This is a genomic window from Collinsella sp. AF39-11AT, from assembly GCF_003474585.1.
Lineage (GTDB): Bacteria > Actinomycetota > Coriobacteriia > Coriobacteriales > Coriobacteriaceae > Collinsella.
Map to the genome: position 1 here is coordinate 58,312 of NZ_QROG01000001.1, position 14,035 is coordinate 72,346.

Sequence of the window (14,035 nt, forward strand, 5' to 3'; positions counted from 1 at the left end):
TCTATTCGTCGTCGTCGCACTCGGCGGAACTGGCACCGTTCACGTAGATGATCTGCTGGCGCGCCTCGTTGACGAGGGCGTCGAAGTCGAGTTTCTCGTCGGGGCGCGCGAGCGCGACCGTCATGGCGAGCGGGAGGTTGACACCCGCGATCACGTGGATCCGGTCGGAGGCGAAGCGGGAAAAGCGCTGGTTCACGCTGCCGCCGTACGCGTCGGTGAGGACGACGACCTCGTCAGTGCCCGAAAGAGCCGCCTCGACCGCCGCGTCGAGCCCCTCGCCGTTGTCGTTCACGTAGGCGCACACGGCGTTGACGGCGTCGCCCTTACCCGTAAGGAACTCGAGGGTGTCCTTGAAGCCCTGGGCGAGAAGGGAATGGCTCGCCACAACTATCTTTCTCATTGATTCACCAATCTCTTGGGTCGAAGCTAGGCGAGGATGCCGGCGGCGGAGGCGACCATCGCGAGGACGATCACCACGAGGATGAGGGCCGTCATGCTCGCGTTCTTCTTGGTAAGAAGGTAATACGCGCTTCCCGTGATGGCGGCGGGGATCATGGCAGGCAGGATCTTGTCGAGCAGCGGCTGAATCTCCATCGCGACGTCACCGAAGCTGAAGCTAATCGGGCAGGTGACGCCGATGACCGAGGCGATGAGGCAGCCGACCACGGTGAGGCCGAGCACGGAGGCGGCGGCAGTGAGGTTGGGAAGCTTCTCGCTGAAGTCGGTGACGAGCTTCACGCCCTGCTTGTAGCCGAACTCGAGGGCGTGCATGCGGACCCAGAAGATGGCCAGGATGAGCGCGAACCAGATGCCGGCTCCCACGGGGTTGCCCTCGATGGCCATGTAGGCGGCGATGGAGCCCATGATGGTCGGGATCATGGTCATGAGCAGGGAGTCGCCGACGCCGGCGAGCGGTCCCATGGTGCCGATCTTCAGGTCTTGGACGGCGTCCGCCGCCGCTAGGCCGTCGCGCTCCTCCATGGCCACGCAGGCGCCAAGGATGATGGCGGCGAGCCAAGGCTGGGTGTTGTAGTAGCGGAAGTGGTTGTTGAGCGCTTGCTTATAGTCCTCGTCGTTCGTGTAGATCTTCCTCAGGACCGGCGAGAGGGCGTAGGCGACTGAGGCGCCCTGCTGGGTCTGGTAGTTGAAGGTGCACACGCTCATGAGCCAGCGCCAGTTCGCGTTGCGCAGGTCCTTCTTGGTGACCTTGTAGCCGGAGGGCTTGCCCTCAGCGACGGCGGTGATGTTCTCGTTTTCCATGGTTACTCATCCTCTCCGATGAAGGCGTCTGCGGAAGCGTGGGCGGCGAGCTCGGTGTCCCTCTCGGCACGCTGGTAGAACGCAATCGCGAGGGCAACGCCGACGATGGCGGCGCCGATGATGGGCACGTTCAGGAAGGCCGAGAGGAAGAAGCCGGCGAGCAGGTACTGGAAGTACTTGGCGGTTGGCATGTAGCGGAGCAGCATGGCGATACCGACGGCCGGGAGCATCTTGCCGGCGAGGGTGAGGCCGGAGAGGAACCACTGGGGCATGACCTCGAGGAGCCAGTTGACGGCGGGCTGGCCGAGCGTCACGGAGACAAAGACGGGCAGGGCGGCGCACAGGCCGAAGAGCGCGGGGCAGACCCACAGGATGGCGTTCATCTGATTGAACTTACCCTCGTTGCAGAACTTCTGGGACTTCTCGACGACAAAGCCGTTGAGGATCTTGGCGACGACGTCGAGCTGGATGCCGAGCATGCCGACCGGCAGGCCGATGGCGAGGCCCGTGTCGGAGCCCAGGGTCACGCCGTAGGCGGTGGCGATGATGGCCATCGTGCCGTAGTCGGGAATGGAGGAGCCGCCGAAGCCCGCGACGCCGAGCTGCATGAGCTGAATGGTGCCGCCGATGACAAGGCCGGTCTTCCAGTCGCCCATGACGACTCCGGTGATGAGGCCCCAGAAAACGGCGTAATTGACGAAGATCATCGGGATGCCGTAGTAGTCCACGTGCTTGATGAAGGCCAGCAGGGTCAAAAGGACGACCTGCAGGATAGTGAAGTTGACCATATTTCCCCCTTAGATGAGGTCTGCGACGGAGACGGGCTTGTCGGCGGGCACGAACTGGGCCGTCACCTTGACGCCACGGGCGATGAGCGCCTTGTAGCTCTGGACGTTCTCGGCGGAGGCGTAGGCGCGCTGGGTGAGCTGGATGCCGTCCTCCTTGACGAGCGAGCCGCCGACGACCAGCGACGGGAGCTCGACGCCCGACTCGACCAGGCGAAGCATCGTCTCGGGCTCCTTGGCGATGACGAAGACCTTCTCGCGGTCGTACTTGCCCGCGGCGAAGTTCTTGAGCGCGGTCTGCTCGGAGATGATCGAAACGGCCATGCCCGCGGGGCGCGCCATCCTCATGGTGGACTTCAGGACCTCGTCGCCGGCGACCTTGTCGTCGATGACCATGACTCGGGTCGCGCCCGACACCGGGGCCCACTGCGTCACGATGATGCCGTGAAGCAGGCGATTGTCGATTCGTGCCATAACAACACTCATGTTTGCTCCTATCAAATGAAGTTTTGCGTTCGGTACTGCCTCGGCGCTATCCGGATTCGCGCCGGGCAAGGGGTTATCGGATTATTGAGGACGCGCGGTCAGCTTGCGGCGGCGCGGGGAAGGTCACTCGTCGAGCAGGAGGTCCGAGGAGCCGAGGCGCTCTTCTCGCGCCGGGGCGGCGCTCACGCTTATGTAGTCGAAGACATATGCGATCTCGCTTACGGGAACCTCTACGCGATAACGCGTCGAGATGCTCGAGAAGCTCTGCCTGAAGGACTCGATGAAATCGGCGCGTTCCTCCTCGAAGCGGTCCTGGCCAACGTAGGTCTCAATGGGGTTTCTGGTAACAAGGCGCTCGACGAGACAGCAGAGGTGAACGTAGAGCCCAATGATGGCGTTGCTGCCGATCTTCTCGCCTGTCCTGCGCTGAAGCTCGTGCACGGCGCTCTCGATCTCATGGAATAGCCGCTCCGGGTCGAGGATGGTGATGGAGCGGATGACGTTCTGCAGCGTCATGTTCGAGAGCAGCTTCTCGTGGAAAGAAGAGAGCTCGGAAGCGTCAAGCCACCTGCCGAACACGGCATCAACCTTAGAGGCGGACGCCGTCGACATGATGTCCTCGAGGGCGACGAAGGGGACGGAGGCGACCCCGGGGTCTCCCGTGCCGATGACGGCGCAGACGCGGTGCTCGGAGAAAACGGCGTCGTTCGACCCGTTCGCGACGAGCTGCTTGAAGGGCCTCGTGAGCAGGCGCGCGCCTATGGTGCGCGGGAGGCTCTGCGAGACGAGCTGGCGTATCCTCTCCGCGGCGTCGACCCCGGACTCGGAGCAGAAGACGATGGCGTCCTCACGGTTGACGCGCTCGATCACCTTGCAGTGCGTCACGCACGCGGCGGTCGCATCGCCAAGAACCTCGGCGATGGACTTGCCGCCGAGCAGCCCGACCCCGATCTCGAGCGCAAGACCGGTAGAGACGTTGTTCACCACGCCGATAGTGGAGTCGGTAACGTTCTCGAGGGCCTTATAGGCCTCCTCCAAGGAGCCCATGTCGACGAGGAACACGACCCCGGTGCAGTAGGAATGGCGGTCGACGAGGCGCTGGAGCGGACCGACGATGTCCTTCAGCTGCTGGTCGTAGGGCATGTCGACAGCCTCGTACACATGCATGCCGAGCATACGGTTCGCCGCGTCGGCGATGCTCGTCGCCGTTGAGTAGCCGTGGGACAAGATGACGCAGAGCGTCCGAAGGGCCTTCGCATCGCGAGACTCCGATGCGACGCACAGCGTCAGAAGCGTCTTCGTGAAGTGATCGAGCGAGATTCCCAGCGCCCCTTCCACGTCTGCGGCGACCTGATCGGAGACACTCGAGGCAAACGGCAATTCGGAGGTCACGGCACCGAGGAGATGGGAGATTTGCTCCGCACAGGCAGACTTTCGCTTAGCCAGGCCGATACCCGGCCACAACTGCAGGCAAATCTCCTGGGCCAGTAGAAAAGCGACCTTCCTCGAAAGCTCGATGCCATAAGAAGAGCCTGCGTCGGCAAGGACCGCGCCCACGACGCGCTCGAAGGCGCGCGACCTCGAGGAGGCGACGCCGTGGTCGAAGATCAAGTGATCCTCAACGCCGCGCACAGCGGAGACAGCTTGCGAGACAAGCTCGGAGACAGAGAGCTCCCCGGCGCAGAATCGCTCATCGAGGGAGCACAGGGCATCGAGCGCCTGCTCGACCGGCCCTGTGCTCTCGGCGGCATCCAGAGACGCGTCGATCAGAACGCCATCGTCGGGCTGTTGATCGATCTGCGCGGAGGAGAGGAGCCCGCTGGGAAGAAGATACGGGCGAACGACGACGTAGTCGCCCTCGCGATTGAGGAACGCTTTGGCGCAGCAGTTCGTCACGCAGGCGCGCAAGCCGGCGATGTTATCGGAAAAGTCCGCGTTCACGAGGCAACGGTATGCGCCGCGGCTGATCTTCACATCAGAACCGATTCGGCACCCCTCGCTGCGCAGGAAGCTCAAGATGAGATCCTCGCGCTCCTCGGGGGTCCGCTCCTTGAGTGAGGGGACGCGGGCACAGATGGGCATTTTGCTGTAGGCCGAGGAAACCTTCAGGTCATCGGCGGAAAGCGTCGTCGAAAGAACGAGACGAGCGCGCGGCGCATCCTGGGAGGCATCGAGCCCGAGGGCCGTCGCAAGACAGTGCTCCATCGCAGAGGGAGAGAGTGCCTCGATGCCGTTGACAAAGACCACACCCCCGCGCGATTTCGCGATCGACTCGTCAAGAAGCCCGTTGAACGAGGCGGCGTCCGGGACCCCGGCGCAGTCGATGCGCACATAGGAGGAGTCGCGGGGCAGCAAGCCCTGGTTCTTGCCATACTCGTACACAAGGCGAGAAAGGAAAGACTTACCGACACCCACGCCGCCGCTCAAGAGGATGGGCAGGCCAAACGGAGGGTACTGAACCGCAGCTTTGCACTGCTCGACAACGGAGCTGAGGCTCATGTCGAAGCCCACGGCACGCGCGAAGTCGCGGTGATCGGCGATTCCCGTCGCCTGGATGAGGTCGGCGAGCGAGGCGTACTCGCTTGCAGAGAGCTTTACCTGAAAATGCTTCTGGAACGCGCGGCGATGAAAATAACGGACGGGCCTGCCCGCCACCTTAACCACAAGACCGGCGCGAACAAGGTCGTTGAGGTACTGGCTCGCCAGGCTCCTGGAGATGATGAGCGTCTCGGCGATGTCGGTGGTGGACAGACGGGCAAGGTCGTCGAGCGAGACGGCAGAGGTGAGGGCCTCGAGATGCTCGAGAATCCTGTCCCTCATGTCGACGGGCTTCTTTGCCAAGCTGTCCTGCGCGGTCTTGTCCATGACTTCTTACCTCCTCGTACAAGGAGTATAAGGGGAGAACAGAGAACGGAAGGGGGCGCGTGGGGGAATCAACAGCCCCGAGGAAAAGTCCACCACTTGAGGGGCAGAAAACAACGGCCATTGAACATTCAGGGCCGACGCTCAACACTTCGGCTCGACACTTCGCTTTGGAAAGGGCCCTGCGCGCCGGGGCCCCAACATAAAGAAGGGCCCCGGCGCGTAGGGCCTATAGCTTAACCATGCGCGCGACGATGCGGGCGCAATCGCAGGCGGCCTTCTTCTCGAAGGTGTTGTAGTCGACGACCTGGCCCTCGGCGCAGTGCTTGTCGCTGATGGCGCGCGCGACGACGAGGGGGCACGCCGTTGAGATAGGCGGCCTGCGCGATGGTGCAGCCCTCCATCTCGCAGCACAGGTCGCCGAAGGTCGCGAGGATGCGCTCCTTCTGTTCCGTGGGCGAGACGAACTGGTCGCCGGAGACGACGCGGCCCTCGAGGACCTTAATGTCGGGGGCGACGGCGGCCGCGGCGGCGCACGCCGCCAGCAAGGGCCGGAACGGATCGCGCAAGATCGAGGCGTCGCCCGGGAGGTCGGACGTTACCGTCAGCCGGCGCCGCGTCTGCTGCATCATGAGGGAGAACGGCCTGGCCGGCGCATACGGCAGGAAGGGGTTCAAGGTGCACCCCGGGGCGGTCAACGAGGCCGACGTGTCGAACGTCGTCGCGCGCGGCTTCGTCGGCAGGGCGCCATGCACCCATATATGCAGCGACTTGGCCTGCGTACGCGTCGGGGCGTCGTGGAACTACGTCTGCCTGCTCGTCGACCTCTGCAACGGGGAGATCGTCGGCCACTCCGAAGGACCGAGGAGGGACGCGCGAGCTCCGAGCCAAGCTCTTGGATTACGTGCACTGGTACAACAACTTCAGGATCCACTCGACGCTGGGCTACATGTCGCCGGTCGAGTTCGGGGAGGCGGGGCCGTCCCTCCCGGAATCGTCCAAATAAGTGTTGCCAATCCAGCCATCATCTCCGCGAAGGCGGACGTCAGGAAAAGCTCGGCTTGAGCTCGGTCGGACGCGGTCTGTGGGGCATCAATCAGGCTCAGGGGGCCTCCTTGTCTACTTCGGTCGCAAGCTGAATGATAGGGACGGCCCCTTCTCTCTTTCCCTTTCGCTTTCGACGCGTCACCCTCTCGGCGGGCTTAAGGCCCGCGCTCGCGGGTGCAGGGGCTACGCCCAAACCCCAAAAAAGTAACGCCGTACTCGAAGCGTTTCCGGACGTCAGCGTAATCTCAAATCCCGTTCGTCAACTCATGGGCAAGCCACCTGAGACTACTCATTTCTCCTACTGGCAATGAAGACCTGCGGCCTGCAGTTTTGCAAACTGCTTGAAAGCCACCTGCGTTGATTCACTTCCTATTGCAGCTGCGGCTTGCACTCGAAAAGGCATTTGCGTTTCAAAACGGGCGTTTTCGGCGCTATCGAGCCTCCAAAGGCATCCCGCCGCGCCCTTTGGGACAAAAACAAAAACTCAAAGCCCTGAGTTCGTAAATAGTTTTTGGAGTTGTCCCGACTTTTGTCCCCGAAGCCGACGAAACGCGACAGGGTGTCACCTGGCGGCACTCGATTCGAGTCGGCACCGAAAACTGGATGCAACCGGAATGACGGGACGGCAAAACCCAAGCCATCGAGCGGGGATACAAAAAGGCCCGGGTGCCGTGGGGCATCCGGGCCTTTGCTAGCAACTTGATGTTGCGGGCAGCTTAGAACTTGTGGCCGCACTTCTTGCAGACGCGCAGCTTGTTCTTGCCGTCCTTCTCGTGACCGACGCGGGTAACCTTACCGCACTCGGGGCAAACGAGATTGACGTTGGAGGCATCGATGGGAGCCTCCTGCGAAACGATGCCGCCCTGCTGGTTGGCAGCGTTGGGCTTGACGGCCTTCTTGACGACCGAAACGCCCTCGACAACGACCTTGTTCTCGGCGGGAAGAGCACGCAGGATAACGCCCTGCTTGCCGCGATCCTTACCAGAGAGAACCTGGACCTTATCGCCCTTCTTGATATACATATATCTCCCCTAACTACAGGGTCTCGGGAGCGAGCGAGACGATCTTCATGTACTTCTTGTCACGAAGCTCGCGAGCGACAGGCCCGAAGATACGGGTGCCGACGGGCGAACCATCGTTGTTGATGACAACGCAGGCGTTCTCATCAAAGCGAATGTAGGAGCCATCCTTGCGGCGGATCTCCTTAACGGTGCGAACGACGACGCAACGGACAACGTCCTTCTTCTTGACGTTGGCGCCAGGGGTAGCCTCCTGGACAGCACCGATGAACACATCGCCGATGCCTGCATAACGACGCTTGGAACCGCCAAGCACCTTGATGCAGCGAATCTTGCGAGCGCCGGAGTTGTCGGCGACGTTCAGCATGGTTTGCATCTGAATCATGGTAGATGTTCCTCCGAACTAAGAACCGAAGAGAGGTGCGCAGCCTTTAGACGGCCTGTGGTATGCAAGCCAGGCATACGCACATCTTCGGAAACGTACAAGTCGTAAGAGCGACTGCTTATTTAGCGCGCTCGACGACCTCGATGAGGCGCCAACGCTTCATCTTGGACATAGGACGGGTCTCCATAACGCGGACGGTGTCGCCCACGCCAGCCGTGCACTCCTCGTCGTGAGCGTGCAGCTTCTTGGAGCTGGTCATCATCTTGCCGTACTTGGGGTGACGCTTGCGCTCGGTGATGGTGACAACAATGGTCTTGGCACCGGAGACGGAGGTAACGACACCCGTACGGACCTTACGCGAGTTACGCGAATCAGTCATGTTCTCTCCTTAGGTCCTACTCGGCGACAGCGGACTTCTCCGCTGCGATCTCGCGGGCGCGCTGCTCCGTGAGGACGCGAGCGATGTCCTTCTTCACGGTGTTGACGCGAGCGGTGTTGTCCAGCTGGCTGGTGGCCATCTGGAAACGAAGGTTAAAGAGCTCGGCGCGCATTTCCTTCAGCTTCTCAACGAGCTGAGCGTCCGAGAGCTCACGAATCTCTGCGGGCTTCATTAGTTCTCCTCCTTGGCGGCGGCGGCGTCCTCAGCAGCCCACTTGGCCTCGAGAGCGGCCTCCTCAGCCATCTCCTTCTCGATGCGCTGCTCAGCGTTCTTAGCAGCAACAATCTTGGTCTTGATGGGAAGCTTGTGCTGTGCAAGACGCAGAGCCTCGCGAGCGACCTCCTCGGGCACGCCCTTGACCTCGAACATGATGCGGCCGGGCTTGACGACGGCCACCCACTCCTCGGGGTTACCCTTACCAGAACCCATGCGAGTCTCGGCAGGCTTCTTGGTGATGGGCTTATCGGGGAAGATCGTGATGTAGACACGACCGCCACGCTTCATGTAGCGGGTCATAGCAATACGAGCGGCCTCGATCTGACGGTTGGTGATCCAATGGGCCTCGAGAGCCTGGATACCAAACTCGCCGAAATGCAGCTCGGTATTACCCTTGGCCTGGCCCTTCATGGAGCCACGCTGCACCTTGCGGTGAAGAATACGCTTAGGGGCAAGCACTACTGACCCCTCCTCTCGGAGTTACGACGACGAGGACGGGAAGAGCCCTCGAGTGCAGGGTTGGGAACAGGCTGGCCCGGGAGCTTCTCGCCCAGGTAGATCCAGACCTTCACGCCGCAAGCGCCCATGGTGGTGCTGGCGACAGCCGTGCCGTAGTCGATCTTGGCACGGAGGGTGTGCAGAGGCACGCGACCCTCGCGGTACCACTCACGACGGCCCATCTCGGCACCGCCAAGACGACCGGAGCACTGGATACGGATGCCCTTAGCGCCGGCCTTGCGGGCGGACTGGACAGCCTTGCGCATAGCGCGACGGAAGGCAACGCGGCCCTCGAGCTGCTCGGCGATAGACTGAGCAACGAGGTTGGCGTCGAGCTCGGGGCGCTTGATCTCGACAACGTCGACGGAGAGCTGGCCCTTAGAAACGCCAGCGACCTTCTCGAGCTCGGTGCGGAGGGTATCGATCTCGGCACCCTTCTTACCGATGACAACGCCGGGGCGAGCGGTGAGGATGATGACCTTCACCTTGTCGCCAGCGCGCTCGATCTCGACGCGGGAGACAGCTGCGCGGGAAAGACGCTTCTCGAGGTACTTGCGGATCTCGAGATCGTTACCGAGGGTCTTAGCGTAATCCTTCTCTGCGAACCAGCGGGAGCGCCAGTTCTCGGTGATGCCAAGACGGAAGCCGGTGGGGTAGACTTTCTGACCCATACAGCTTTACGCCTCCTTTCGAGGAGCAACGACGACGGTGATGTGGGAAGTACGCTTCAGAATGCGAGAAGCGGAACCCTTGGCGCGGGGACGGATGCGCTTAAGCGTCGGACCCTCGTCAACATAGGCAGCGGCGACAACCAGGTTGTCGGCACGCAGACCGTTGTTGTTCTCGGCGTTCGCAACGGCGGAACGGAGAACCTTCTCGACATCCACGGCGACGGCGCGGTCGCAGAAGTGGAGGATGTCGAAGGCCTGAGCGACAGGCTTGCGGCGGATCAGATCGACCACCAGGCGGGCCTTGCTGGGGGAAACACGCACGTACTTAGCGACGGCGCGAACCTCGGTGGCCTCAGTTTCAATAGACTTAGTTGCCATTTACGGTTAACCCCCTATTTGGCCTTGTGGCCACGGAACGTACGAGTCGGCGCGAACTCGCCGAGCTTGTGACCAACCATGGACTCGGTAACATACACGGGCACATGCTTGCGGCCGTCGTGGACGGCGATGGTGTGACCAACCATCTCGGGGAAGATGGTGGACGCGCGGGACCAGGTCTTCACGACGTCCTTCTTGCCAGCCTCGTTCATCGCGGTGATACGCGAGAGAAGGCGAGTCTCCACGAACGGGCCCTTTTTGAGACTTCTGCTCATAAGTGCTTTCTCCTAAAACTCGGTATCCGAAATTACTTCTTACGGCGACGAATGATGTGCTGGTTCGAGACCTTCTTCTTCTTGCGCGTACGAAGGCCCTTCGTCGGCTTACCCCAGGGGGTAACAGAGGGACGACCAGAGGTGTGGTTCTTGCCCTCGCCACCGCCGTGCGGGTGGTCGACAGGGTTCATGACGGTACCGCGGACGGTCGGGCGCACGTTCATGTGACGCTTACGGCCGGCCTTGCCGATGACGATGTTGGAGTGATCGGCGTTGCCGACCTCACCGACGGTGGCGCGGCAGGTAACGAGGATGCGGCGCATCTCGGAGGAAGGCATACGAACGATAGCGTACTTGCCCTCCTTACCCATCAGCTGGCAGGAGTTACCGGCGGAACGGGCGATAGCAGCGCCCTTGCCCGGCTGGAACTCGACGGCGTGGATGAGCGTACCGACGGGGATGTCGGCGAGGGGCAGAGCGTTGCCCGGCTTGATGTCGGCGTCAGAACCGGACATGATGGTCTGACCGACCTCGAGGCCCTTGGGGGCCAGGATGTAGCGCTTCTCACCGTCAGCGTAGTGCAGCAGAGCGATGCGAGCGGAACGGTTCGGATCGTACTCGATCGTGGCAACCTTGGCGGGCACGCCGTCCTTGTTGCGCTTAAAGTCGATCACGCGGTAACGACGCTTCACGCCGCCGCCCTGGTGGCGGGTGGTGATGCGGCCGTTGTTGTTACGACCGGCCTTCTTGGGCAGGGGCTCGAGAAGAGACTTCTCGGGCTTGGTGCAGGTGATCTCGGAGAAATCGGAGATCGTCTGCCAACGCCTACCAGCGGAGGTCGGCTTAAGGTGCTTTACAGCCATTACAATCCCTTTCAATAGGAATCCGTTAGCCATCGCAGACAGGGATTCGAGGTTCTGCCTCGGGTGCGATGACACCGGACGTATACACGGTTCCGGGCGTGTCCATTTTATACGCCCAAAACCTTGAGCTCTCGCCTCCCCTATTTGGGAGGCATGAGCTCACTCAACAGCAGCGAGTCTTAGGCCTGGTTGCCAAAGACCTCGATGGTGTCGCCCTCGGCCAGCGTGACGATGGCCTTCTTCCAAGAACGGGTCTTGCCGGCGACATAGCGCACGCGCTTGGTCTTGGGCTTGACCGTCAGGGTGTTCACGCGAACGACCTTGACGCCGAAGATCTCCTCGACAGCGTCCTTGATCTGATACTTGTTAGCATCCTTGGCGACCTCGAACGTGTACTTGTTCAGCTCCATGCCGGAGAAGGAACGCTCGGACACGATCGGACGGATGATGATCTCGTGGGCGGTCATTTATGCAAGCACCTCCCCGAAGTGAGCGGCGATGTCGGCGGGCATCAGCACGGCGTTGTTGTTGACGAGATCGTAGGTGTTGGCCTCGTCGGCAGTGATGATGAACGTCTTGGGAATGTTGCGGAACGACAGGTAGGCGTTGACGTCCTCATCGCGAACGATGATGGTCAGACGCTTGCCCTCAAGGCCGAGAGCCTTGAGCATGGCGACGGCAGCCTTGGTGGAAGGCTTCTCGAAGCCGTAGTCGTCAACGAGCACGAGCTCGCCATCGGCCAGCTTGGCGGACAGCGCGGAGCGCATAGCCAGCTTGACCTCCTTGTTGTTCATACGCTTAGCGTAAGAACGGGGCTTGGGGGCGAAGACGACGCCACCGTGACGCCACTGGGCAGCACGGATGGAACCCTGGCGGGCACGGCCGGTGCCCTTCTGACGCCAAGGCTTCTTGCCGCCACCGGAAACCTCAGAGCGACCCTTAGCAGACTGGGTGCCCTGACGCCAAGAGGCCATCTGGCACTTGACGATGTGGTGCATAACGTGGATGTTCGGCTCGATGCCGTACACCTCAGCGGCGAGCTCGGCCTCGGCGACCTTCTTGCCCTCGCTGTTCTTTACTTCAAACTTTGCCATTTAAGTGTTCTCCTTGGTATGACGCTGGGCTAAATGGGCTGGGCCCTTAGGCCATACGGATGGCGACGAGACCATTCTTGGCACCCGGGACAGCGCCCTTGACCAAGATGAGGTTCTGCTCGGCATCGATGCGGACAACGGAAAGGTTCTTGACGGTAACGCGCTCGTTACCCATGTGACCGGCCATCTTGACGCCCTTGAGGACGCGCGCAGGATAGGCGCACTGACCGATAGAACCGGGGTGACGCTGGAAGTGAGAACCATGCGTCATAGGACCGCGGCGCTGACCCCAGCGCTTGATGCGACCCTGAAAGCCCTTACCCTTGGAGGTACCGATGACGTCGACCTTCTCGACATCAGCGAAATCAGCGACGGTGACGACCTCGCCGACCTTGTGCTCCTCGCCGTTCTCGACGCGGACCTCACGAAGGAAGCGGACAGGCTCGACGCCAGCCTTGGCGAAGTGACCAGCCATGGGCTTGTTCACGTTCTTGGCCTTGATGTCGCCGAAACCGATCTGGACGGCGTCATAGCCGTCGGTTGCCTGAGTTTTAACCTGCGAGACAGCGCAGGGGCCAGCCTGGATGACCGTGACGGGAACGACGTTATCGTCCTCGTCCCAAACCTGGGTCATGCCAATCTTGCGGCCGAGAATCATGCTGATCAAGATATGATCCCAACTCTCGCGTGGTCTTGGGACAATGCGTACACCACCGAGCGTACGCCCCTAGAGGACCACTACTTACACGACGTGCTCCCCAGCCTTGTATTGCGTCCGGACTACCTGACAACCCTATTAAGCAGGCATTTTGTCCAGCCAGAATACTCCCCTGGTTACACACAGCTGTTTAGTATACACGGCTGCGGGCGTATCCATCGAGATTCATATTTCACTCACATTGTTTACGCAGGTAAAGTGCGTGGATGGCTCCTGGGCACGGCGGAGGGCCGGAGAAATATATTAAGGTCCCTGCTCTACAGTCCTGCGCAAGACGGAGAGCACATTAAGTGCTCTCCTTTGCGTGCGGAACTCGCGATGACCTTAATATATTTCTCCGGCCCTCCGCCGTGCTCGGGAGACGACACGTTGATGTCTGCTTAACTCTGCTCGCTCAGCTAATTACTTTGTTGAGGATCGATGATTTGCTGCAAGATAAACTTGGATTGGGGCGCGTTGCCTTCTTCTCCCGACTTTTCCTCTTCGAAATCGAAAATCATGATGGCGCAGTTGGGGAGTTTTGTTGGGAACTCGAAGCCCCCTGGGGCTACAGCCTTGATAAATTGGCGGCTGGCGCTGCCGTGGCTTACTGCTAGGAGGGTTTCGATGCCCTTGGCGCCCATGAGATTGGTGAGGGTGGCTACCATGCGTTCTTGCAACGCTTTGCTTCCTTCTCCTCCGAAGGGGACCAAATCCTCGCCCGGATCCCAGACGTCGGTGGGCAGGGCGTCGTGGGGGCCTTCTTCGAAGGTGCCGTAGCAGCGCTCGATGATGCCTTCGCAGGGCTCGGCTGCTGCGTCCGGGCCAAGGAGTTCGGTTGCGACGAGCTGAGCTGTGTCCATGGCTCGGCCTAAGGGTGATGAGACCACTTTGTCGGGGACGACGCCGTGGGCTTTGAGCCATGCGGCTGCCATCCCGGCTTGCTGACGGCCTAAATCGGTGAGCGGTGAATCACAGCGACCCTGGACGAGCTTTTTGACGTTGAATTCCGTCTGACCATGGCGGAGTAGATATAGACGCCTCATGCTCTCCCCTTCTG

At 61.2% G+C, this 14,035-nt stretch carries 19 protein-coding genes and 1 pseudogene; 1 reads left to right on the plus strand and 19 read right to left on the minus strand.

The window, feature by feature from the left end:
• Position 1: 1 nt before the first annotated feature.
• From DW037_RS00290 to DW037_RS00315, 6 genes are all read right to left on the minus strand, one after another.
• A complete protein-coding gene (locus DW037_RS00290; protein WP_089572475.1) occupies positions 2-400 on the minus strand; it encodes a PTS sugar transporter subunit IIA in 399 nt (132 codons plus the stop codon).
• 26 nt (positions 401-426) lie between these two features.
• Positions 427-1,260, minus strand: a complete 834-nt coding sequence (locus DW037_RS00295) for a PTS system mannose/fructose/sorbose family transporter subunit IID (RefSeq protein WP_089572476.1) — start codon at positions 1,258-1,260, stop codon at positions 427-429.
• A gap of 2 nt (positions 1,261-1,262) precedes the next feature.
• The gene (locus tag DW037_RS00300) at positions 1,263-2,048 is read right to left on the minus strand and encodes a PTS sugar transporter subunit IIC (RefSeq protein WP_089572477.1); all 786 of its coding nucleotides are present in this window, start codon (positions 2,046-2,048) and stop codon (positions 1,263-1,265) included.
• Positions 2,049-2,057: 9 nt separating this feature from the next.
• Positions 2,058-2,531, minus strand: coding sequence for a PTS sugar transporter subunit IIB (locus tag DW037_RS00305; RefSeq protein ID WP_089572478.1), 474 nt, complete (start codon positions 2,529-2,531; stop codon positions 2,058-2,060).
• 123 nt (positions 2,532-2,654) lie between these two features.
• A complete protein-coding gene (locus DW037_RS00310; RefSeq protein ID WP_118372622.1) occupies positions 2,655-5,396 on the minus strand; it encodes a PRD domain-containing protein in 2,742 nt (913 codons plus the stop codon).
• A 233-nt stretch (positions 5,397-5,629) separates the two neighbouring features.
• Positions 5,630-6,070 carry a hypothetical protein gene (locus tag DW037_RS00315; RefSeq protein WP_369831447.1) on the minus strand — a complete coding sequence of 147 codons (441 nt, stop codon included), beginning with the start codon at positions 6,068-6,070 and terminating at the stop codon, positions 5,630-5,632.
• 227 nt (positions 6,071-6,297) lie between these two features.
• On the opposite strand from DW037_RS00315, the gene DW037_RS10715 reads away from it, so the two are divergent.
• A complete protein-coding gene (locus tag DW037_RS10715) occupies positions 6,298-6,399 on the plus strand; it encodes an IS3 family transposase (protein ID WP_233505658.1) in 102 nt (33 codons plus the stop codon).
• A 757-nt stretch (positions 6,400-7,156) separates the two neighbouring features.
• Here the strand turns inward: DW037_RS10715 and rplX are convergent.
• The 13 genes and pseudogenes from rplX to DW037_RS00385 form a co-directional block, all read right to left on the minus strand.
• Positions 7,157-7,462: a 50S ribosomal protein L24 gene (gene rplX / locus DW037_RS00325; RefSeq protein WP_099432059.1), complete on the minus strand. Its 306-nt coding sequence runs from the start codon at positions 7,460-7,462 to the stop codon at positions 7,157-7,159.
• Positions 7,463-7,475: 13 nt separating this feature from the next.
• A complete protein-coding gene (rplN, locus tag DW037_RS00330; RefSeq protein ID WP_006235041.1) occupies positions 7,476-7,844 on the minus strand; it encodes a 50S ribosomal protein L14 in 369 nt (122 codons plus the stop codon).
• A 118-nt stretch (positions 7,845-7,962) separates the two neighbouring features.
• Positions 7,963-8,223 (minus strand): 30S ribosomal protein S17, encoded by a 261-nt coding sequence (gene rpsQ, locus DW037_RS00335; protein WP_006235040.1) that lies wholly within the window; start codon positions 8,221-8,223, stop codon positions 7,963-7,965.
• 16 nt (positions 8,224-8,239) lie between these two features.
• Positions 8,240-8,455, minus strand: a complete 216-nt coding sequence (gene rpmC / locus DW037_RS00340) for a 50S ribosomal protein L29 (RefSeq protein ID WP_006235039.1) — start codon at positions 8,453-8,455, stop codon at positions 8,240-8,242.
• Positions 8,456-8,562: 107 nt separating this feature from the next.
• A pseudogene (gene rplP / locus DW037_RS00345) lies at positions 8,563-8,958 on the minus strand (50S ribosomal protein L16); the annotation flags it as partial.
• A complete protein-coding gene (gene rpsC / locus DW037_RS00350; RefSeq protein ID WP_006235037.1) occupies positions 8,958-9,668 on the minus strand; it encodes a 30S ribosomal protein S3 in 711 nt (236 codons plus the stop codon). The pseudogene rplP and the gene rpsC, both read right to left, overlap by 1 nt.
• 6 nt (positions 9,669-9,674) lie before the next feature.
• Positions 9,675-10,046 (minus strand): 50S ribosomal protein L22, encoded by a 372-nt coding sequence (gene rplV / locus DW037_RS00355; RefSeq protein ID WP_006235036.1) that lies wholly within the window; start codon positions 10,044-10,046, stop codon positions 9,675-9,677.
• A 14-nt stretch (positions 10,047-10,060) separates the two neighbouring features.
• Complete coding sequence (gene rpsS / locus DW037_RS00360) at positions 10,061-10,321, minus strand: 30S ribosomal protein S19 (protein WP_006235035.1); 261 nt, start codon at positions 10,319-10,321, stop codon at positions 10,061-10,063.
• Between the two features lie 32 nt (positions 10,322-10,353).
• Positions 10,354-11,184, minus strand: a complete 831-nt coding sequence (gene rplB / locus DW037_RS00365) for a 50S ribosomal protein L2 (protein WP_022094198.1) — start codon at positions 11,182-11,184, stop codon at positions 10,354-10,356.
• A 179-nt stretch (positions 11,185-11,363) separates the two neighbouring features.
• Positions 11,364-11,651, minus strand: a complete 288-nt coding sequence (gene rplW, locus DW037_RS00370) for a 50S ribosomal protein L23 (RefSeq protein WP_022094197.1) — start codon at positions 11,649-11,651, stop codon at positions 11,364-11,366.
• Entirely contained in the window at positions 11,652-12,278 is a 627-nt protein-coding gene (rplD, locus tag DW037_RS00375) for a 50S ribosomal protein L4 (protein WP_006235032.1), read from the minus strand.
• 46 nt (positions 12,279-12,324) lie between these two features.
• Positions 12,325-12,945, minus strand: a complete 621-nt coding sequence (rplC, locus tag DW037_RS00380; protein ID WP_035137484.1) for a 50S ribosomal protein L3 — start codon at positions 12,943-12,945, stop codon at positions 12,325-12,327.
• Between the two features lie 449 nt (positions 12,946-13,394).
• Positions 13,395-14,021 (minus strand): histidine phosphatase family protein, encoded by a 627-nt coding sequence (locus DW037_RS00385; protein ID WP_118372623.1) that lies wholly within the window; start codon positions 14,019-14,021, stop codon positions 13,395-13,397.
• Positions 14,022-14,035 lie beyond the last annotated feature (14 nt).

Excerpts from the sequence above, each read along its gene's own strand:
- rplB (WP_022094198.1), bottom strand. The coding sequence starts at position 11,184 with ATGGCTGTAAAGCACCTTAAGCCGACCTCCGCTGGTAGGCGTTGGCAG.
- DW037_RS00300 (WP_089572477.1), bottom strand. The coding sequence starts at position 2,048 with ATGGTCAACTTCACTATCCTGCAGGTCGTCCTTTTGACCCTGCTGGCC.
- DW037_RS00385 (WP_118372623.1), bottom strand. The coding sequence starts at position 14,021 with ATGAGGCGTCTATATCTACTCCGCCATGGTCAGACGGAATTCAACGTC.
- rplW (WP_022094197.1), bottom strand. The coding sequence starts at position 11,651 with ATGACCGCCCACGAGATCATCATCCGTCCGATCGTGTCCGAGCGTTCC.
- rpsQ (WP_006235040.1), bottom strand. The coding sequence starts at position 8,223 with ATGACTGATTCGCGTAACTCGCGTAAGGTCCGTACGGGTGTCGTTACC.
- DW037_RS00290 (WP_089572475.1), bottom strand. The coding sequence starts at position 400 with ATGAGAAAGATAGTTGTGGCGAGCCATTCCCTTCTCGCCCAGGGCTTC.
- DW037_RS00295 (WP_089572476.1), bottom strand. The coding sequence starts at position 1,260 with ATGGAAAACGAGAACATCACCGCCGTCGCTGAGGGCAAGCCCTCCGGC.
- DW037_RS00305 (WP_089572478.1), bottom strand. The coding sequence starts at position 2,531 with ATGAGTGTTGTTATGGCACGAATCGACAATCGCCTGCTTCACGGCATC.
- rplN (WP_006235041.1), bottom strand. The coding sequence starts at position 7,844 with ATGATTCAGATGCAAACCATGCTGAACGTCGCCGACAACTCCGGCGCT.
- rpsC (WP_006235037.1), bottom strand. The coding sequence starts at position 9,668 with ATGGGTCAGAAAGTCTACCCCACCGGCTTCCGTCTTGGCATCACCGAG.
- rplX (WP_099432059.1), bottom strand. The coding sequence starts at position 7,462 with ATGTATATCAAGAAGGGCGATAAGGTCCAGGTTCTCTCTGGTAAGGAT.
- rplD (WP_006235032.1), bottom strand. The coding sequence starts at position 12,278 with ATGGCAAAGTTTGAAGTAAAGAACAGCGAGGGCAAGAAGGTCGCCGAG.
- DW037_RS00310 (WP_118372622.1), bottom strand. The coding sequence starts at position 5,396 with ATGGACAAGACCGCGCAGGACAGCTTGGCAAAGAAGCCCGTCGACATG.
- rpmC (WP_006235039.1), bottom strand. The coding sequence starts at position 8,455 with ATGAAGCCCGCAGAGATTCGTGAGCTCTCGGACGCTCAGCTCGTTGAG.
- rpsS (WP_006235035.1), bottom strand. The coding sequence starts at position 10,321 with ATGAGCAGAAGTCTCAAAAAGGGCCCGTTCGTGGAGACTCGCCTTCTC.
- rplV (WP_006235036.1), bottom strand. The coding sequence starts at position 10,046 with ATGGCAACTAAGTCTATTGAAACTGAGGCCACCGAGGTTCGCGCCGTC.